Here is a 19,934-nt window from a genome sequence, read left to right on the forward strand (position 1 = left end):
CGGCATGTCGTTATTGGATAAGCCCCTACAGGCTGAACTGCAAGGCATTGCTCAGATCGCCCATGGGTTTCTGGCCGCGCGCGATCATCGCGTCATCGCGCTGCTTGAGGCCGTCCAGGGTTTCCAACTGGAACACCCGGGTGATCAAACGCAGGATCGATGCCGTGTCGTACACCGTATGGTCCACCGTGCCTTTGCGGGCAAACGGCGACACCACCAGCGCCGGAACCCGCGAGCCCGGGCCCCAGCGGTCACCCTGGGGCGGCGCCACGTGGTCCCACCAGCCGCCGTTTTCATCCACGGTCACCACCACCACCATGTTTTTCCACTGCGGGCTTTCTTGCAGCACCTTCAAGGCGCGGGCGATATGGCGATCGCCCGAGGCCACGTCGGCATAACCGGCGTGCATGTTCAAGTTGCCCTGGGGTTTGTAGAAGCTCACGGCGGGCAGCTTGCCGGCCTGGGCGTCGGCGAAGAACCGGTTGGTGCTTGACTCATCGCCCAAACCGCCGTCGCGCAGGCGCCTGGCACGTTCTGCCGGGTTTTGCGGCCCTTGCTGCTTGAAGTAATTGAACGGCTGGTGGTGGTACTGGAAATTCGGAATCTTGGGGATGCCGCCGGAGTCCTTGAACTGCTCCAGGGTGGCTTGCCACGCACCGGCGTACCAGGCCCAGTCGATGTTCTTCTTCGACAGCTTGTCGCCAATATGCTCGTGGGTTTGCGGCACCAGCACATTGGGCAGGTCGGGCTTGGAATAATCCGGGTTTTGCGGGTCGCGGATCCAGGTGGGCCAGTAGGGTGGGGCCAGGGTGTTTACGCCGTAACCATCGGGTGTCAATGCGCTGGGGCCGAATTGTGGCGGGCCGGTCATGGCGCTGGCCGGTGACGTGTCCAAGGGCTTTAGGCGCGTGCCGCTGGGGTCATCGCTTTGCAGCGTGGCGATCTGCGCCTTGGCCACCGACTGCGCGGCATTGGGATAAAACGGCGCGGTGGCGCTGATCAGGTACTGGTGGTTAAGGAACGAGCCACCAAACGCGCCCTGGAAGAAGTTATCGCACAGCACAAACTCCTTGGCCACGTCCCACAGGCGCAGGGCATAACGGCTTTGGGCGTAATGGCCCATCACCAGCCCACCGGAATCGCCCCAGGCGACAAAACCATCATTCTTGCCGCCGTTGATCTGCATCTGGTTCTGGTAGAACACGTGCCATAGGTCGCGGGTCACCAGGCTCAATGGCAGGTCTTCGCCCTGCGGGCCTTTGAGGGCGAACGGCGCGTTGGGCAGGTTTTGCTGGAATTGCACTTCGCTGGGGTAAGTCACCCCGTCCACCGTTTGTGGGCCGACCTGCAACACACCGCCCCAGCTCGGTGGCAGGGCAGGCAATACGCTGCCATCGCGGTCGCGCTGCTGGAAGTCCTTGGCGGTTAACGCCGACAGCGGTTTCTCCACCCCGGGGAAATCTGCGAACAGGTTGTTGAAGCTGCGGTTCTCGGCATAAATCACCACCACGGTTTTCACCTGCTCGCGCAGCGCCTTGTCCAGTTCCTGGGGCGTGAGCGGCCGCGCCACGGGTGGGTTCGGTGCTTCGCTGGTATTGCCGCAGGCACTCAAGGTCGCCCCCACCCCCAACACCGCCGCACCGCCGAGGAAGCGCCGACGGCTGGTGTCTACCCGCGTTTTGGGGGCGCAGTCGTGGGCAGGGTGGTCGTTGTGCTCGTCACTCATTGCGAGGAATCCTTGGCGAGATGTTGCAAGATATTTCGCAGGACGGTAGCAATGGAATGTGACGGAACAAAGACAGGCGTGTGATGGGCGGGGCGTGTCTACACGGCTCAAGCGCTGCTAGACTGCCCTTCTAATGCACATCACTGAGGTGAGTCGTGAGACCTTCAACTGCACTTGATCTGCAACGAACGGCTGTACGAGAAGTGGTCGGACGTTTCCGTATTTCCAATCCCAGAGTATTTGGGTCGGTACTGATGGGGACTGACCAAGAAGGCAGTGATCTTGATTTGCTGGTAGACGCGCCGCCGGGCACAACGCTCTTTGATCTCGGTGGGTTGCAGGTCGAGCTTGAGGACTTGCTCGGCGTTAATGTCGACCTGCTTACGCCTGGCGACTTGCCTTTGAAGTTTCGCGATAAAGTGCTAGCGGAGGCCCGGCCAGTATGACGGAAAGTCGGCTAGGGGATTATCTGGCAAGCTGCCACTGACGCGATCACTTTTGTAGAGGGCTTGAGCAAAGAAGAGTTTTTGGAGGACCGGCGAACACAACAAGCTGTGGTCATGAGCCTGATCATCATTGGTGAAGTGTCGACGAAAATCATGGATCAGCATCCGGACTTCGCGGCACGCCATTCACATATTCCTTGTACAGAGTGCATTACCTGATCTATTGGCACGCCTTCCTGTAAATCCTTGACCGCAACTGTTTACCAACAGTTGCGGTCACCCGTTATTCAGGGCATCACAGGCGGCAAATACTTCAGCGTCGTTCCCAACGCCCACAGCAGAAACAACACCAGCGGCGTATGCACCAGCAACTGCACGAACGAAAACCCGATCAAATCCCGTGCCTTCAGCCCCAGCACACCCAGCAACGGCAACATATAAAACGGGTTGATCAAGTTCGGCAGCGCCTCGGCGGCGTTGTAGATCTGCACCGCCCAGCCCAGGTGGTATTGCAGATCATTGGCCACTTGCATCACATACGGCGCTTCGATGATCCACTTGCCGCCACCTGAGGGGATGAAGAAGCCCAGCACTGCTGAGTAAACGCCCATCAGCAGGGCGTAGGTGTCGTGGGAGGCGATGGAGGTGAAGAACGTCGAGATATGGTGCGCCAGAGTCTGGCCGTCGCCGCCCTTGACCACCGTCATCAGTGCGGCAATCGAGCCGTACAGCGGGAACTGGATCAGCACGCCGGTGGTGGTCGGCACCGCACGGGCCACGGCATCGAGGAAGCTGCGCGGGCGCCAGTGCAGCAGCGCGCCCACCATGATGAACAGGAAGTTATAGGTATTGAGCCCCGAGATGGCGCTGATCGCCGGCTTGGTCGAGAACTCATGGAACAGCCAGCCGGCCGCCAGCAACGCCAGCAGAATCGTCAGCAACGGGCTGTGTTCCAGCCATTCACCGGGGCGCGTCGGCGCCTGCGGCTTGGGCAGGTTGAAGGCCGGGTCAATGCCGCAGGCCTTGGCATCCCGGGCGCTGTTGGGGCCAGGCGCGGTGGCGTAGGCGATGATCAGCGACACTACGATCAGCGCCAGCAACAGCACGCCGGATTGCCACAAAAAAATGGTCTCGGTGAACGGGATCATCCCAGTGATCGACAGAATCGACGGCGGCAAGCTGGCCGGGTTGGCCTGCAACTGCGCGGCCGACGACGACAGCCCCAGCGCCCATACGGCCCCCAGGCCCAGGTACGCTGCAGCGCCAGCGGCACGGTAGTCCATGCGCAAATCCGTGCGCCGGGCCAATGCCCGCACCAGCAAACCGCCGAACACCAGGGACAGGCCCCAGTTAAGCAACGACGCCACCATGGAAATCAACGCCACCCAGGCCACAGCCGAACGGCCATTCTTGGGAATGCGCGCCAGGCGGTCGATCAACTTCACTGCCGGCGGTGAGCTGGCGACCACGTAACCGCCGATCACCACAAAGGCCATCTGCATGGTGAACGGGATCAGGCTCCAGAACCCATCGCCAAATGCCTTGGCCGCTTCGGCCGGTGCGGCGCCCATGCCCAGGGTCGCGACGGCGACGATGATCACGGCGAGGGCGGCAAACACCCAGGAGTCAGGAAACCAGCGCTCGGCGAAGTTGGAGCAACGCAGGGCAAATCGGGCATAGCGGCTGTCTTCGATAGCATCGGCCACGAGTCTTTCCTCTTGTAGTTATTATGGGGTTTGGCAGTTTTACGGCATGTTCCTCTACGGCCATTGATTTGGGAATGTTGTTATCTTCAACGATCAATGAGTAAAACAAATATATCCGTCACGATTGCCATCGATGGGCTCAGCTCATAACCTGCACGCCATTTTGTTTGCCTGCCGAGCCTGCACATGACTGCCACCTTTTCCCCACGGGCGCAGCGTTTTTCCCGCTCCGACTACAAAACCCTGGGCCTGGCCGCCCTCGGCGGCGCCCTGGAAATCTACGACTTCATTATCTTCGTGTTCTTTGCGCTGACCCTCAGCCAACTGTTCTTCCCGCCGGAAATGCCCGAGTGGCTGCGCCTGTTGCAAAGCTTCGGCATTTTCGTGACCGGCTACCTCGCCCGCCCACTGGGCGGCATCCTGATGGCGCACTTTGCCGACCACCTGGGGCGCAAGCGCGTCTTCAGCCTGAGCATCCTGATGATGGCCTTGCCCTGCCTGTTGATCGGCGTCATGCCGACCTACGCGCAAATCGGCTATTTCGCCCCGCTGATCCTGCTGGCGTTGCGCGTGCTGCAAGGCGCAGCAGTGGGCGGCGAAGTGCCCAGCGCCTGGACTTTCGTCGCCGAGCACGCACCGCGTCACCATCGTGGCTATGCCTTGGGGTTTTTGCAGGCCGGCCTGACCTTCGGTTACCTGCTGGGGGCGCTGACCGCCACCTTGCTCGCGCAAGTCTTCACCCCTGCCGAAATCCTCGACTACGCCTGGCGGTTCCCCTTCCTGCTCGGCGGCGTATTCGGTGTGATCGGCGTATGGCTGCGCCGCTGGCTCAGTGAAACCCCGGTGTTCCTGGAGATGCAGGCGCGTCGCCAGGCCGCCGCCGAAATGCCCTTGCGCACCGTGCTGCGCGACCATCGCGCCGTGCTGCTGCCGGCGATGATCCTTACCTGCGTGCTGACGTCTGCCGTGGTAGTGCTGGTGGTCATTACCCCGACCATGATGCAGAAAACCTTCGGCATGAGCCCCAGCCACACCTTCGCCCTCAGCGCCCTGGGCATCGTCTTCCTGAATATTGGCTGCGTGCTCGCCGGCCTGCTGGTGGACCGCATCGGCGCATGGCGCGCGGTATTGGTCTACAGCCTGTTGCTGCCGGTGGGCATTGCGCTGCTGTACGCCAGCCTGATCGCCGGCGGTGTGTGGCTCGGTGCGGCGTATGCCGTGGCGGGCCTGAGTTGCGGCGTGGTGGGCGCGGTGCCGTCGGTGATGGTCGGGCTGTTTCCGGCGCAGGTGCGGGTGTCGGGCATTTCCTTCACCTACAACATTGCCTATGCACTCTGGGCAAGTACTACACCGTTGTTATTGATCGCGCTGATGCCGACCAGCCCGTGGATCTGCGTGGGGTATTGCGTGGTGATGGGGGCGGTGGGGGTGGCGAGTGTGGCGTTGTTTGGCAAACGCCACAGCCTGGCCGCCTGAGGATCAGGTCAGGAAGTGCCAGAGCAACAAGGTCCCCACCAACCCGACCACCGAAACAATCGTCTGCAACACCGACCACACCCAGATCGTCTGTTTCAACTGCAAGCCAAAGTACTCACGCACCATCCAGAACCCGGCGTCGTTGACGTGGCAGAAGAACACCGAGCCGGCGCCGATGGCCAGGGCGACCAATGAGCTTTGCGTCGCCGCCAACCCGGCCATCATCGGCGCGAGGATGCCGGCGGTCGTGGTGGTGGCGACGGTGGCCGAGCCGGTGGCCTGGCGCAGGGCCACGGCGATCAGCCAGGCCAGCAGCAGGTAGGGCATGTGCGCGCCTTCGGCGACTTTGCTGATGGTCTGGCTGACGCCGGCGTCCAGCAGGGTTTGCTTGAGGCCGCCGCCGGCGCCGATAGTCAGCAGTAGTACGGCGATGGGCGCCAGGGCTTTGCGCAGGGTGTTGCCGACGTCGGCGCGTGGCATGCCCGCCGCCCAACCCAGGCAGACGACCGCGGCGATTACGGCCAGGCCGAGGGCGACCAGCGGTTCACCGAGGAATTTCAAGGTCAGGGCGAGGGTGCTTTCCGGCGCCAACGCGACTTTAGCCAAGGTGCTGCCGAGCATCAGGATTACCGGCAACAGAATGATCAGCAGCGACACACCGAAGCTCGGCTGGCGCGGGGCCTTGGGCGGTGCGCTGAACAAGGCGCCGATATCGGCCGGCTCATCCACGTGCAGGCGCTTGGACAGCCAGTTGCCATACAGCGGCCCGGCCAGGATCACTGCCGGCACCGCCAGGCAAAAGCCCAGCAACATGGTCAGGCCCAGGTCGGCGTGCAATGCGCCTACGGCAATCAGCGGCCCAGGGTGAGGTGGCATCAAGGCATGCAAGGTGGTCATGCCCGCCAGTGCAGGGATGGCGATCTTCAGCAACGGCTGGTTCGAACGCTTGGCCATCACAAAGATGATCGGCACCATCATCACCAGGCCCACTTCGAAGAACAGCGGCAGGCCGATCACCATGGCGACCAACGCCATCACCCAGGGCAATGACTTGCCTTTGCCCAGCCCGAGCAACGTGGTGGCAATACGGTCGGCCGCGCCGGATTCGGCCATCAGCGCGCCGAGCATCGCACCCAGGGCAATGATGATCCCGGCTTCGCCGAGAATCGCCCCGGCGCCTTTACTGAACGCCTTTGCCACTTCTTCCGGCGGCAGGCCAGCGCCGACCCCGGCGATAAAGGTGCCGATCAAAATCGACAGGAAGGGCGGCAGTTTGGTCGCGCTGATTAGCACAATGATGCTGGCGATCGCCAACAGCACGCAGAGCATGAGGCGGGTGTCGTGAACCATCCACGCGGCAGTCGATAACTCCAAGACGGAACTCCTTATCGAGCAGGTTGGCTAATATGTTTCTTTTTGTTTCGGCCCGAAAAGCATACCTGATACATCTTCCCCAACGCGTGCATGAACGATTTTGGTGCGCCCGAAGCTAACGACCCTCTGGCGCTCAGATGACAATTTTGCAAACCATGCCAGTGGATCTGGCCTATAGCTCTATGATCCGCCCCATCCCAACCCACGAGGACATTTCATGAGCGCAGGACACAGCCACGCCCAAGTACGCGCCGGCCACGAACGCAAGTTATGGATCGCGCTGGGGCTGACCGGCAGCTTCATGCTGGCCGAAGTCATCGGCGCTTTTATCACCGGCAGCCTGGCGCTGTTGTCGGACGCGGCGCACATGATGACCGACGCCCTGGCCCTGGCGATTTCCCTGGTGGCGATCCAAGTCGCCAAGCGCCCGGCAGATCGCAAGCGTACCTTCGGTTATGCGCGCTTCGAGATCCTGGCGGCCGCCTTCAACGCATTGCTGTTGTTCGCCGTGGCGTTCTACATCTTGTACGAGGCTTACCAGAGGCTGCAGGCGCCCGCCGAAATCCAGTCCACCGGCATGCTGGTGATTGCGCTGCTGGGGCTGGTGGTCAACCTGATCTCCATGCGTCTGCTCAGCGCTGCCAGTGGCGAGAGCCTTAACGTCAAGGGCGCCTACCTGGAAGTCTGGAGCGACATGCTGGGCTCCGTCGGCGTGATCATTGCCGCGCTGGTGATCATGTTCACCGGCTGGGGTTGGGTTGACTCCGTGGTCGCGGCCGCCATCGGCTTTTGGGTATTGCCGCGCACCTGGACGTTGCTCAAGGCGAGCATGAACATCCTGCTGCAAGGTGTGCCAGAAGGTGTGGATATCGAGCAGGTGGAGCAGGGCATTCGCGGCGTGCCTGGGGTCAAGGACGTACACGACCTGCATATCTGGGCCCTCACCAGTGGCAAGAACGTGCTGAGTACGCATCTGGTCGCGGATGCGTCCCAGGGCACTGAGCAACAGATCCTCAGCCGAGTGACGGAGTTACTGCACGAACAGTTCGATATTTCCCACGCCACGATCCAGGTCGAGGGCGAGGGTTTTCAACATGACGATCACGACGAAGTGCATGCCTGAGCCTGGCTAACGGATTTGTAATCTTTCGCCCACGGCCCTGATAAGTACCGAAAGCTACATTGCCCCCGCTGGGAAACCTCAGCGACTTCATGGGCGTGGAACTCTCGTTATGGCAATTTTCGTTAGAACACTGTTGGGGGCGGCGGCACTGGTAGTGTGGATATCCGCAAACGCCGCCCAGGCACAACCCCTCACCCTCGATGCAGCCTTGCAAACCGCCTTCGCCAACAACCCGGACCTGGCGGCCGCACAATGGGAAATCGACATCGCCCAAGGCGGCCGGCAACAGGCCGGCCTGATCCCCAACCCGGTGGCCTCCTGGGACGCCGAAGACACCCGCCGCAACAGCCGCACCACCAGCATCAAACTCAGCCAGACTCTTGAACTGGGCGGCAAGCGCGGTGCACGCATCGAGGTGGCCACCCGCGCCCAGGATGCCGCCGCGCTGACCCTGGAGCAGCGTCGCAACCAGTTGCGTGCCGAGGTCATCGACAGCTACTACGGCGCCCTGCGCGCCCAGGAACGCCTTGACCTGGCGCAACGCTCCATGACGCTTGCCGAGCGCGGGCTAGTGGTCGCCAATGGGCGCGTCACCGCTGGCAAGTCGTCGCCGGTGGAAGCCACTCGCGCCCAGGTGCAGGTGTCGCAAATCCGTCTGGAATTGAACCGCGCACAGATTGGCCTCACTGACGCCTACCGTCGCCTCGCCACCAGTACCGGCAGCGCCGCCACCGACTTCCAGGCCGTCGCCACGCCAAGCACCTCGGTACCGGCGTTACCCGCCGCCGCGCCATTGCTGGCACGCCTTGAGCAAACTGCCGAATTGCGCCTGGCCGAACTCAGCATTGTGCAGAACGAAGCCAGCGTGGGCCTGGAAAAAGCCCAGCGCATTCCTGACCTGGACGTGTCGATCGGCAGCCAATACGACGCCAGTGTGCGCGAACGGGTGAACCTGGTGGGCGTGTCGATGCCGATCCCGCTGTTCAACCGCAACCAGGGCAACATCCTCGCGGCCACTCGACGCGCCGACCAGGCCCGCGACCTGCGCAACGCCGCCGAGCTGCGCCTGCGCACCGAAACCCGCCAGGCCCTGGACCTGTGGCAAACGGCAAATACCGAAGTGCGCGCGTTCAACCAGCAGATCCTGCCCGCCGCACAAAGTGCGGTAGACAGCGCCACCCGTGGCTTCGAGATGGGCAAGTTCAACTTCCTCGACGTGCTCGACGCCCAGCGCACCTTGATCGCGGCCCGCACCCAATACCTTGCGGCCACCGCCCAGGCCACCGAGGCCTGGGTACGCATCGAACGCATTTACGGCGACCTCGCCCGCTTTTGATTTTTCCTGGAGTCTCCTGATGAACAAAAAACATGGCATGGCGCTCGCCGTCGCCCTGGGCCTGATGCTTTCCGGCTTCGCCCACGCCGAGGAAGAAGAAGGCAAGCTCGAACTCACCGAGCAGCAGATTCAAGCCGCCGGCATCCAGTTGGCCCAGGCGCAACCGCGTGCCATCAGCACCGTGCTGACGCTGCCGGGCGAAGTGCGTTTTGATGAAGACCGTACCTCCCATATCGTGCCCCGTGCGGCAGGCGTGGTGGAGGCGGTGAAGGTCAACCTGGGCCAGTCGGTGAAGAAGGGTGAGCTGTTGGCGGTGATCGCCAGCCAGCAGATTTCCGACCAGCGCAGCGAATTGGCGGCCAGTGAGCGCCGGGTCGAACTGGCGCGTACCACCTTCCAGCGCGAGCGTCAGTTGTGGCAGGACAAAATCTCTGCCGAACAGGATTACCTGCTGGCGCGGCAAACCCTGCAAGAAGCCGAAATCGCCCTGAACAATGCGCGGCAAAAAATGACTGCGCTCAGCGGCAGCGCCGTATTGGCCGGCGGCAATCGTTATGAACTGCGTGCGCCCTTCGCCGGTGTGGTGGTGGAAAAACACCTGGGGGTGGGCGAGGTGGTCAGTGAAACCAGTAATGCCTTTACCCTCTCGGATCTGTCCCAGGTGTGGGTCACCTTCGGCGTATTTCCCAAGGACTTGAACAAGGTTCGCGTGGGCAAACCGGTGAAAGTCAGCTCGACGGAAATGGGCACCGAAGTGCTGGGCACCGTGGCCTATGTGGGCAACTTGCTCGGTGAGCAGACGCGCACCGCCACCGTGCGCGTGACGGTCCCCAACCCTGACGACGCCTGGCGCCCGGGCTTGTTCGTCGCCGTGCAAGTGGCCACCGATACCTACCAGGCCAAGGTCACCGTGCCGCAAACCGCTGTCCAGACCGTCGAGGACAAACCCTCGGTGTTTGTGCGTACCGCGGACGGCTTTATCACCCGCCATCTTGAACTGGGCGTCAGTGAAAACGGTTACGTCGAAGTGCGCAAAGGCCTGGAGGCCGGCGCGCAGGTGGCGACGGCTGGCAGCTTCATCCTCAAGTCCGAACTGGGCAAAGGCTCGGCCGAACACGCCCATTGATCCTGCGAGTGATTCCCCATGTTTGAGCGCCTTATCCAATTCGCCATCGAGCAGCGCATCATCGTGTTGCTGGCGGTGCTGTTGATGGCCGGTGTCGGCATCGCCAGCTATCAGAAACTGCCCATCGACGCAGTGCCTGACATCACCAACGTACAGGTGCAGATCAACTCGGCGGCGGCCGGTTTTTCGCCGCTGGAAACCGAGCAGCGCGTCACCTTTCCCATCGAAACCGCCATGGCCGGCCTACCGGGCCTGCAGCAGACGCGATCGCTGTCGCGTTCCGGTTTGTCCCAGGTCACGGTGATTTTCAAGGACGGCACCGACCTGTTCTTCGCCCGCCAATTGGTCAACGAACGCCTGCAAGTGGCCCGTGAGCAATTGCCTGACGGCATCGAAACCGCCATGGGGCCGATTTCCACTGGCCTTGGGGAAATTTTCCTGTGGACCGTCGAAGCCGAGGACGGTGTGCGCAAAGAGGACGGTACGCCTTACACCCCCACCGACCTGCGGGTGATCCAGGACTGGATCATCAAACCGCAACTGCGCAACGTGCCAGGCGTGGCCGAGATCAATACCATCGGCGGCTTCGCCAAGGAATATCAGATTGCGCCAGACCCCAAGCGCCTGGCCGCTTACAACCTGACCCTCAACGATCTGGTCACGGCGCTGGAGCGCAACAACGCCAACGTCGGCGCCGGCTATATCGAGCGCAGCGGCGAACAGTTGTTGATCCGCGCGCCGGGCCAGGTGGCGTCTATCGACGACATCGCCAACATTGTCATCACCACCTCGGACGGCACACCGATCCGCGTGCGCAATGTGGCCCAGGTCGACATTGGTCGTGAGCTGCGTACCGGCGCCGCCACCGAAAATGGCCGTGAGGTGGTGCTGGGCACGGTGTTCATGTTGATCGGCGAGAACAGCCGCAGCGTGTCCCAGGCGGTGGCGAAAAAGCTTGAGGAGATCAACCGCTCGCTGCCCGAAGGCGTGGTGGCGGTCACTGTTTACGACCGCACCAACCTGGTGGAAAAAGCCATCGCCACGGTGAAGAAAAACCTCTTCGAAGGTGCGTTGCTGGTGGTGGCGGTGTTGTTTCTGTTCCTGGGTAATATCCGTGCAGCGCTGATCACTGCGATGGTGATTCCGCTGGCGATGCTGTTCACCTTCACCGGCATGTTCACCAACAAAGTCAGCGCCAACCTGATGAGCCTGGGCGCGCTGGACTTCGGCATTATCGTTGACGGTGCGGTGGTGATCGTCGAGAACGCCATCCGCCGTCTGGCCCACGCACAGCAGCGCCACGGCCGGTTGCTGACCCGCAGTGAACGCCTGCACGAAGTGTTCGCCGCGGCCAAGGAGGCACGACGCGCGCTGATCTTCGGGCAGTTGATCATCATGGTGGTGTACCTGCCGATCTTCGCTCTCACGGGCGTGGCCGGGAAGATGTTCCACCCCATGGCCTTCACCGTGGTGATTGCCTTGCTCGGCGCGATGATTCTGTCGGTGACCTTCGTACCGGCGGCGATTGCGTTGTTCGTCACCGGCAAGGTCAAGGAAGAAGAAAACTTCGTCATGCGCAGTGCGCGTCGGGTGTATGACCCGGTGCTCAACTGGGTGATGGTGCGTCGGCCCCTGGTGTTCGGCCTGGCCGCACTGACCATCGTCGTGTCGGGGTTGGTCGCCAGCCGCATGGGCAGTGAATTTATCCCCAGCCTCAGCGAAGGTGACTTTGCCCAACAGGCGCTGCGTGTGCCTGGCACCAGCCTGACCCAATCAGTGCAGATGCAGCAGCAACTGGAAAAAACCTTACTGGCCCAAGTGCCGGAAATCGAGCGGGTGTTTGCGCGCACCGGTACGGCGGAAATCGCCTCCGACCCGATGCCGCCGAATATTTCCGACAGCTACGTGATGCTCAAACCCAAGGACCAATGGCCGAACCCGAAGAAGTCCCGCGAGGCAATCATCGCCGATATCCAACGGGCCAGCGCGATTGTGCCGGGCAGCGTGTATGAGCTGTCGCAGCCGATCCAGTTGCGCTTCAACGAGCTGATTTCCGGAGTGCGCAGCGATGTGGCGGTGAAGGTGTTCGGCGATGATATGGCGGTGCTCAACCAGACTGCCGGGGAAATCGCCGAGACCTTGCAGAAGCTCAACGGCGCCTCGGAAGTGAAGGTGGAACAGACCTCCGGCCTGCCGGTGCTGACCATCAATATCGACCGCGACAAGACCGCTCGCTTCGGCCTGAATGTGGGTGATGTGCAGGACACCATCGCCGTCGCTGTCGGTGGGCGCCAGGCCGGTACGCTGTACGAGGGTGATCGGCGTTTTGACATGGTGGTGCGCTTGTCCGACACGTTGCGCACCGATATCGACGGCTTGTCACGGCTGTTGATCCCGGTGCCGGCGCTGGCGAGTAGTACCTCGGGGCAGTTGGGCTTTATCGCCTTGTCCCAGGTTGCCAGCCTCGACCTGGTGCTGGGCCCCAACCAGATCAGCCGCGAGAACGGCAAGCGCCTGGTGATCGTCAGCGCCAACGTGCGCGGGCGCGATATCGGCTCGTTTGTCGAGGAGGCCGAAGCCGCCATCACCACCCAGGTGAAAGTCCCTGCCGGTTACTGGACCACCTGGGGCGGCCAGTTCGAACAGTTGAAGGAGGCTTCCGAACGCTTGCGCATCGTGGTGCCGGTAGCGTTGCTGTTGGTGTTCGGGTTGCTGTTCATGATGTTCAACAACCTCAAGGACGGCCTGCTGGTGTTTACCGGCATCCCCTTCGCGCTGACCGGCGGGATCATGGCCTTGTGGCTGCGTGATATTCCGCTGTCGATTTCGGCGGGTGTGGGCTTTATCGCCTTGTCGGGCGTGGCGGTGCTTAATGGCCTGGTGATGATCGCGTTCATCCGAAACCTGCGCGAGGAAGGCCGCTCGTTATCGGTGGCGATTCACGAAGGCGCGTTGACCCGCTTGCGCCCGGTGCTGATGACCGCGCTGGTGGCGTCCCTCGGATTTATCCCCATGGCACTCGCCACCGGCACCGGCGCCGAAGTGCAGCGCCCATTGGCGACGGTGGTGATTGGCGGGATTATTTCTTCGACTTTGCTGACCTTGCTGGTGCTGCCGGCGTTGTACCAATGGGCTCATCGCCGCGATGAAGAGACCGCCTGACAACCGTGAAAACGCCGCAATGTGCGGGCTTACCCTCTGTAGGAGCGAGCTTGCTCGCGAAAAACCCACAGGCGCCGCGTTTATTCAGGAAACACGCGTTATCGTTGACGTTTTTCGCGAGCAAGCTCGCTCCTACATTGGGCCTAGGCTGGCTTTGAAGGAAACACCAGGCTGAACCGCGTAAAACGCCCAGGCTGGCTGGTGACATGAGCATGCCCCTGATGCAAATGCATGATCGATTTCACGATGGCCAGCCCCAGCCCGGTGCCGCCCTCGGCACGGGTACGGCTGCTGTCGGCGCGGTAGAAACGTTCGAACAGGTGCGGCAGGTGGTGCGCTTCAATGCCTCGCCCCGGGTTGCCCACCGACAGCGATACGCTCTGCTCGTAGGTCTCCACCAACAGCAACACGGTAGAGGCCTCGGGTGTGTGGCGAATGGCATTGGAGAGCAAGTTGGAAATCGCCCGCTGGATCATCAGGCGGTCGCCGGTCACCCGGGCATCGCCGCGCAAGCTCAGGGTGACGCCTTTATCTTCGGCACTCATGGCAAACAACTCCATCACCCGCTGGGCTTCCTGCGCCAGGGACACCTCGGTGAATGAGGCCCGCGCCGCCGGGTGGCTGACCTGCGCCAGAAACAGCATGTCGCTGACAATCCGCGCCAGGCGTTCGAGCTCTTCGGTGTTGGATTCCAGCACCGCCTTGTATTCCTGCGGCGGGCGCTGGCGCGACAGGGTCAACTGGGCCTTGCCCATGAGGTTGGTCAAGGGCGCGCGCAGTTCGTGGGCCAGGTCATCGGAGAATTGCGAGAGTTGCTGCACCCCGGCATCCAGGCGGTCAAGCATCACGTTGATGCCGTGGGCCAGTTCACCCAGTTCGTGGGGCAGGTTGTCCACAGACAAGCGATGGGTGAGGTCTTGGGTGGTGACTTTCGCCGCCACCTGGCTGAACTGCTTCAACGGCGCCAGGCCCCGTTGCACCAGCCACCAGGCGCCCATGCCAATCAGTATCAGCAGTAGCGGCAGCGCAATCAGCGTGGCGCGCAGGTAGGCACTGAGCAATGCCTGGTCGTCCATGCGGTCCAGGGACAGCAGCACCCGCACGCGTTCACCGTTGGCCAGGCGCATCAAGCTGGAGGCACTGAGTACCTGGTTGCCGTAGCTGTCGACCCAATTGAGGTAGCCCAGGGTTTCCCGTGGCTTGAAGTCGGTGAGCAGTGGCTCCTGGGGCTTGCTGCCGACGTTCAGCAGCACGCTGTTATCGGGCGCGGTGCCGACGATGGTCAGGTGGAAATTGTCGTGGCCGATCACCAGGTCCATCAGCGAGTGCGGGCGGGCGCGGATGGCATGGGCGTCCAGGCCCAGGGCCAGGCTGTGCTGGATCTGTTCCATCTTGCTTTCCAGGTTCTTGCGCGCGAGTTTTTCCAGCTCATGGGTGAGGGCCAGGTAGGCCAGGGTCGCTAGCAGCAACACCAGGCCCGCGCCCATCAGGCTGACCGTCAGGCCCAGGCGCATCGACAGGCTGCCGGTCTTCATGGGCGCGCTTCCAGCACGTAGCCCACGCCGCGAATAGTGTGGATCAGCTTGACCTCGCTCTGGTCATCCACCTTGGCGCGCAGGCGGCTGATGGAGACTTCGACCACGTTGGTGTCGCAGTCGAAATTCATGTCCCAGACCAGGGAAATAATCTGTGTGCGGGTCAGCACTTCGCCGGCCTGGCGCATGAGCACTTGCAACAGCGCGAACTCCTTGGTGGTCAGGTCGATGCGCCGGGTGCCGCGATAAGCGCGGTGGCGGCGCGGGTCCAGTTCCAGGTCCGAGACGCGGAACACTTCCGGCTGTGGAATGTGCTCGCTGCGACGCATCAGGGTGCGCACGCGAGCCAGCAGTTCGGGAAACTCGAACGGCTTGACCAGATAATCGTCGGCGCCCATGTCCAGGCCCTTGATCTTGTCAGCCAGCCGGCCACGGGCGGTGAGCATCATCACGCGCTGGGTGCCGTTGCGGCGCAATTCTTCCAGTACTTGCCAGCCATCCTTGCCCGGCAGGTTCACGTCCAGAATCACCAGTTCATAGGCGTGTTGCCCGGCCAGGTGCAGGCCGTCGATACCATTGGCGGCGCAGTCGACCACGTAGCCACTTTCGTTCAGGCCCTGTTGCAGGTAGTCGGCGGTTTTCTGCTCGTCTTCAACCACAAGAATACGCATGGGGGTTACCTCTTGAATTAGGGGAGAGAAGGCGCCCATGTCCCTATGGCGGCGGGTTCGGAAGTGGGAAAAGTCTGAAGGCTAAAGTAGCTTTAGGGTCAACTGCGACCGTCGGTCGCATGTGTCGCAGGCAAAAAAAACGCCCCAAGCGGGGCGTTAAAAATTCATCTCTTTCCAAAGGAGCTACACAAAAGCTTCAGAGATGAATGTGCTCGGGTGAATAAGTTGAAGCGAGTATAGAAAGTTCCACTTAACGAGAAGCTGAGGCCAATATTACAATTTTGATAACTGGCTATTTGTGAACAGATGTTAGTTAATCGCGAGCGAATGTAAGGGCTACAGCACGACCAATGGGTATTCGGCAATCAGACGAACTTCTTCCAGGTCTGATTCAAACGCACTGGAGCGCACGGTGGCCTGGCGCAAGCGCAGGGACAAATCCTTCAAACGCCCACTTTGCACCACGTATTTGGCCTCGATATCCCGTTCCCAGCGGCGTTGATCGGTCAAGGGGTTACCCGCTGCATCGCGGCGCATATACACGGCATTGGCGTTGCTATAGTCGGCGCCGGTGCCTTTGCCGTAGCGGGTCATGAACGACAAGCCGGGAATGCCGAACGCTTGCATGTCCAGGTCGTAGCGCACCATCCATGAGCGCTCCTTGGGCGCGTTGAAGTCGCTGTACTGGATCGAGTTATTGAGGAAGATCGAGTCTGATTGGCGCAGGTAGTCGAAGTCATCGTCGCCGTTGTTACGCTGGTGCGACACGGCCACGCTGTGGGCACCGACCTTGACCCCGAGCCTGGCGCTCCAGATGTTGTTGTCGAACTCGCCGAGCCGTTTCTGGCCTTCGTCCACGGCCTTGTAGTAGTTGAAGTCGCCGAACAATGACACGTCGTCGGTCAATGCGTAATTGGCATTGCTGCCGAAGTAGTACTGATCCCAGGCGTCCTTCAAGCGGCTGCTGTACAGGCTAAAGCCCAGATGGCTGTTGAGCTGGTAGTCACCGCCGAAGTAGGCGATCCAGGGCGAGTCGACCTTGCCTGCATAGAAGGTGGCAAAGCCTTTGTTCATGCCGCTTTCACTGGGCTGGCTCATGCCGCTCAGGCGCCCGCCTTGCAGGCTCAAGCCTTCCAGACTGGTGTTTTGCAGGGTGACGCCGCGAAAGCTCTCGGGCAACAGGCGAGAGTCGCCGTAGGCCACCACCGGCGTAAGTGGGAACACGTCGCCGGCCTTGATCACGGTGTCCAGCACGCGCAGTTTCGCCGCGCCGCCGATTTTGCTGTAGCTGTTTTCCGGCTGGTTGTCGCTGTTCACCGGCAGCACGCCGAACGAGCCTTTGCCGCCGCTGCGGCCGCTGCCCGAGTCAAGTGTGAGGCCGTACATGGCGAATGCGTCCAGGCCAAAACCCACGGTGCCCTGGGTAAAACCGGATTCGAATTTGCCGATGAAACCCTGGGCCCAGGCTTCGGAGTAACCATTGCCAGTGGGGCTGGACTGGCCTTTGCGGTCATCGCGGTTGAAGTAGAAGTTGCGTGCCAGCACGTTGATGCGGCTGCCCTCTATAAAACCCTCGGGCTTGTCCTCCACTGCCATGGCGGCCATGGGCAGTGCAGCCATCAGTGAAAAGGGAAGGGTGTAATGACGAATGCTCATGATGCGCTCCTCGGTGATGGCAGTTATCGGCTTCTTATAGAGGCGGGCGTTTTTATTGATCTGGCCCTGGCTGATAGTTGCAAATGGCGGATAACAACTGCATGGCTTGCACATTACAATTCTGGAAACTAACGACCATCTAACAAATAAGTAATGTTCTGGTGAACCTGCCGTCAGGGTGGGTTGGTTAATCTCGACACTGAACTTTTCAGTCGAGGAAACCGCGATGAACTTTTATAAAGCAGGTTTGGCTGTATTAACGGCTGTGTTGTCATTTGGCGCACTGGCCGAAGGGGGTGGGGACCGCACCTTTGCCCTGATGATGGAGCGCAATGAGAAAGCCATGGCCGCGTACGCCATCAAAAAAGGCAAGCCGGTGCCTGAGGTCCAGGCGTACCGCTATGGCATGGACCTGGACATTGCCAAGGTCGTCAACGTGACGCCGCCGATCCGCTCGTGCAACGCCGTACCGTCGCGCATGACCTACGAAGACTCCAGCGGCAAGCTCAATACCCTGGAATATCAGGTCATGGGCGTATGCCGTAACAATGGCGGTTGAAAATATAGTTCGGCCCAGGGCTCAAGCGCTCTTCAGAAAACCCCGGCAGCGCCGATGCAAGTGAGTACACCTACCTCACTTGCCTAACGGTGCCCCATGTTCAATACCCGCCTGAAGCAGGAGCTGACCGCTCTGCGCGAAGAATTGTCGAGCTTGCTCCAGGTGAAAGAGAGCCTGGAAAGCGAAATGCTCTGCCTGACACTGGACCCTGAAGGCCGTGTGGAGTGGGCCAATGCCAACTTCCTGCAGGAACTGGCTTATTCGCTGGGCGAGATTGTCGGGCGTGCTATCGAAGACCTGGTGCCGGCACATGTGCGCCAGGACGAGTTCCAACTGCGCTTCAAGCACGCGCTTGCCCGCGGCGAACACTTTGCCGGCGCCGTACGCCTGATGCGCGGCAATGGCAAGGAAGCCTGGTTGCGCTCAATCGTGCAGCCGGTGCGTAGTTCGGAGGGGCGCATCAAGCAGTTTTCGATTTTTTCCAGCGACCTTACCCGCACCATCGAGAGCTCGCGTGAACATGAAAACCTGATCACTGCACTGATGCGTTCCACCGCGTTGATCGAGTTCGACCTGGAGGGGCATGTACTCACCGCCAATGACCGCTTCCTCGGCGCCATGGGATACAGCCTGGCGCAGATCGAAGGCAAGCATCACCGTATGTTCTGTGAGCCACAGGAATACAACAGTGCCGAATACCAACAGTTCTGGAAGCGCCTGAACGCCGGTGAGTTCGTCGCCGCGCGCTTCAAACGTGTGGACAGCCACGGCCGCCTGGTGTGGTTGGAGGCCACCTACAACCCGGTGCTGGACGCCAATGAGCGGCTGTACAAAGTGGTCAAGTTCGCCACGGTCATTACCGACCAGGTCAACCGCGAGCAGGCAGTGGCCGAGGCCGCCAATATTGCCTACAGCACCTCTTTGCAAACCGACGACAGCGCCCAGCGCGGCACCACCGTGGTCACCCAGGCCGTGGACGTTATGCGCGACCTGGCCCAGCACATGCAACAGGCCGGTGAAGGCATCGAGGCGTTGAATGCCCAGTCCCAAGTGATCGGCAGCATCGTCAAGACGATCAGCGGCATTGCCGAGCAAACCAACCTGCTGGCGCTCAACGCCGCCATCGAAGCGGCGCGTGCCGGTGAGCAGGGGCGTGGCTTTGCGGTGGTGGCCGATGAAGTACGGCAATTGGCGTCACGTACCAGCAAAGCTACCGAGGAAATTGTCGGTGTGGTGCGCCAGAACCAGGACATGGCCCGCGACGCGGTGGCCTTGATGGCCGACGGTCGTGCGCAAGCCGAGCAGGGCCTGGCCCTGGCGGCGGAGGCGGGTACCGTGATCGTCGAAATTCAGGACGGTGCGCAAAAAGTAGTGAGTGCGGTCGGGCAGTTTGCCAATCAGCTGTCGAGCTGACCTGTCGGGCTTGTGCTTGAGGTATCGTAGGTCTTTTCTCGCTTGCAGAGCTGATCGACCATGAGCCCTACGTTCCGTCGCCCCGTCCCATTGTCCAAGGCTTACCGTTTGCTCAACCACGGGCCGACCGTGTTGGTGAGTGCAGCCCACAACGGCCAGCGCAATATCATGGCTGCTGCCTGGGCCATGCCGTTGGATTTCGAACCACCGAAAGTCGCGGTGGTGCTCGACAAGGCCACCTGGACCCGCCAGCTACTTGAAGGCGCCGGCACCTTCGTACTGCAAGTGCCTTGTGCCGCACAGGCTGATCTGGTGCAAACGGTGGGCAATACCCGCGGTGCTGAAACCGACAAATTCGCAGCCTACGGCCTGCACACTTTCAGCGGTGAGCACACCGAGGCGCCGATGCTGGAAGGCTGCGTGGCTTGGCTGGAATGCCGCCTGCTGCCCGAGCCGCATAATCAGCAGGCCTATGACCTGTTCCTGGGCGAAGTGGTCGCGGCCTATGCTGATGAGCGGGTATTCAGCGAGGGCCGCTGGCATTTTGAAGGGCATGATGAACTGCGCACGTTGCACCATGTGGCGGGCGGGAATTTCCTGGCCATTGGCCAACCGATTGTCGGGC

General features: G+C 61.4%; 15 protein-coding genes and 2 pseudogenes. 11 read left to right on the plus strand and 6 right to left on the minus strand.

Translation table 11 applies throughout. The features are described from left to right. Window positions 1–25: 25 nt before the first annotated feature. On the minus strand, window positions 26–1,726 hold the full coding sequence (gene acpA / locus APH41_RS23460) for an acid phosphatase (RefSeq protein WP_034128122.1): 1,701 nt from the start codon (window positions 1,724–1,726) through the stop codon (window positions 26–28). 155 nt (window positions 1,727–1,881) lie between these two features. Here acpA and APH41_RS23465 point away from each other — a divergent pair, with 155 nt between their 5' ends. After that, window positions 1,882–2,172, plus strand: coding sequence for a nucleotidyltransferase family protein (locus APH41_RS23465; protein ID WP_032893707.1), 291 nt, complete (start codon window positions 1,882–1,884; stop codon window positions 2,170–2,172). Window positions 2,173–2,253: 81 nt separating this feature from the next. Further along, a complete protein-coding gene (locus APH41_RS29505) occupies window positions 2,254–2,391 on the plus strand; it encodes a hypothetical protein (RefSeq protein ID WP_230633863.1) in 138 nt (45 codons plus the stop codon). A 68-nt stretch (window positions 2,392–2,459) separates the two neighbouring features. Here APH41_RS29505 and APH41_RS23470 read toward each other — a convergent pair whose 3' ends face one another. Beyond that, on the minus strand, window positions 2,460–3,878 hold the full coding sequence (locus tag APH41_RS23470; RefSeq protein ID WP_003188294.1) for a short-chain fatty acid transporter: 1,419 nt from the start codon (window positions 3,876–3,878) through the stop codon (window positions 2,460–2,462). A gap of 186 nt (window positions 3,879–4,064) precedes the next feature. Between APH41_RS23470 and APH41_RS23475 the strand changes: the two genes are divergently transcribed. Continuing rightward, window positions 4,065–5,354: an MFS transporter gene (locus APH41_RS23475; RefSeq protein ID WP_054897172.1), complete on the plus strand. Its 1,290-nt coding sequence runs from the start codon at window positions 4,065–4,067 to the stop codon at window positions 5,352–5,354. A gap of 3 nt (window positions 5,355–5,357) precedes the next feature. Here the strand turns inward: APH41_RS23475 and APH41_RS23480 are convergent, their stop codons facing one another. Beyond that, the gene (locus tag APH41_RS23480; protein ID WP_054921773.1) at window positions 5,358–6,728 is read right to left on the minus strand and encodes a gluconate:H+ symporter; all 1,371 of its coding nucleotides are present in this window, start codon (window positions 6,726–6,728) and stop codon (window positions 5,358–5,360) included. 217 nt (window positions 6,729–6,945) lie between these two features. Between APH41_RS23480 and APH41_RS23485 the strand changes: the two genes are divergently transcribed. The 4 genes from APH41_RS23485 to APH41_RS23500 all read left to right on the plus strand — a co-directional run bounded on the left by APH41_RS23485 (window position 6,946) and on the right by APH41_RS23500 (window position 13,475). Then, complete coding sequence (locus tag APH41_RS23485) at window positions 6,946–7,851, plus strand: cation diffusion facilitator family transporter (protein ID WP_054921774.1); 906 nt, start codon at window positions 6,946–6,948, stop codon at window positions 7,849–7,851. Between the two features lie 109 nt (window positions 7,852–7,960). Beyond that, window positions 7,961–9,187, plus strand: coding sequence for a TolC family protein (locus APH41_RS23490; RefSeq protein WP_054897169.1), 1,227 nt, complete (start codon window positions 7,961–7,963; stop codon window positions 9,185–9,187). Between the two features lie 19 nt (window positions 9,188–9,206). Next, the gene (locus APH41_RS23495; protein ID WP_054921776.1) at window positions 9,207–10,313 is read left to right on the plus strand and encodes an efflux RND transporter periplasmic adaptor subunit; all 1,107 of its coding nucleotides are present in this window, start codon (window positions 9,207–9,209) and stop codon (window positions 10,311–10,313) included. An 18-nt stretch (window positions 10,314–10,331) separates the two neighbouring features. Beyond that, a complete protein-coding gene (locus tag APH41_RS23500; protein WP_054921778.1) occupies window positions 10,332–13,475 on the plus strand; it encodes a CusA/CzcA family heavy metal efflux RND transporter in 3,144 nt (1,047 codons plus the stop codon). A 143-nt stretch (window positions 13,476–13,618) separates the two neighbouring features. Here the strand turns inward: APH41_RS23500 and APH41_RS23505 are convergent, their stop codons facing one another. From APH41_RS23505 to APH41_RS23515, 3 genes are all read right to left on the minus strand, one after another. After that, a complete protein-coding gene (locus APH41_RS23505; protein WP_054921780.1) occupies window positions 13,619–15,010 on the minus strand; it encodes a heavy metal sensor histidine kinase in 1,392 nt (463 codons plus the stop codon). Continuing rightward, complete coding sequence (locus tag APH41_RS23510; protein WP_032893695.1) at window positions 15,007–15,681, minus strand: heavy metal response regulator transcription factor; 675 nt, start codon at window positions 15,679–15,681, stop codon at window positions 15,007–15,009. The genes APH41_RS23505 and APH41_RS23510 overlap by 4 nt, the downstream gene beginning before the upstream one ends. Window positions 15,682–16,017: 336 nt before the next feature. Then, window positions 16,018–17,337: an OprD family porin gene (locus tag APH41_RS23515; protein WP_054921782.1), complete on the minus strand. Its 1,320-nt coding sequence runs from the start codon at window positions 17,335–17,337 to the stop codon at window positions 16,018–16,020. A 226-nt stretch (window positions 17,338–17,563) separates the two neighbouring features. On the opposite strand from APH41_RS23515, the gene APH41_RS23520 reads away from it, so the two are divergent. The 4 genes and pseudogenes from APH41_RS23520 to APH41_RS23530 all read left to right on the plus strand — a co-directional run. After that, window positions 17,564–17,896: a DUF2790 domain-containing protein gene (locus APH41_RS23520; protein WP_014716799.1), complete on the plus strand. Its 333-nt coding sequence runs from the start codon at window positions 17,564–17,566 to the stop codon at window positions 17,894–17,896. A 186-nt stretch (window positions 17,897–18,082) separates the two neighbouring features. After that, a pseudogene (locus tag APH41_RS29720) lies at window positions 18,083–18,769 on the plus strand (PAS domain-containing protein); the annotation flags it as partial. Window positions 18,770–18,877: 108 nt separating this feature from the next. After that, window positions 18,878–19,309 (plus strand): annotated as a pseudogene (locus tag APH41_RS29725) (methyl-accepting chemotaxis protein); the annotation flags it as partial. Window positions 19,310–19,369: 60 nt separating this feature from the next. Continuing rightward, the coding region (locus APH41_RS23530; RefSeq protein ID WP_054921784.1) for a flavin reductase family protein at window positions 19,370–19,934 on the plus strand (565 nt) is incomplete at its 3' end.

Source organism: Pseudomonas sp. NBRC 111138 (assembly GCF_001320835.1).
Lineage (GTDB): Bacteria > Pseudomonadota > Gammaproteobacteria > Pseudomonadales > Pseudomonadaceae > Aquipseudomonas > Aquipseudomonas paracarnis.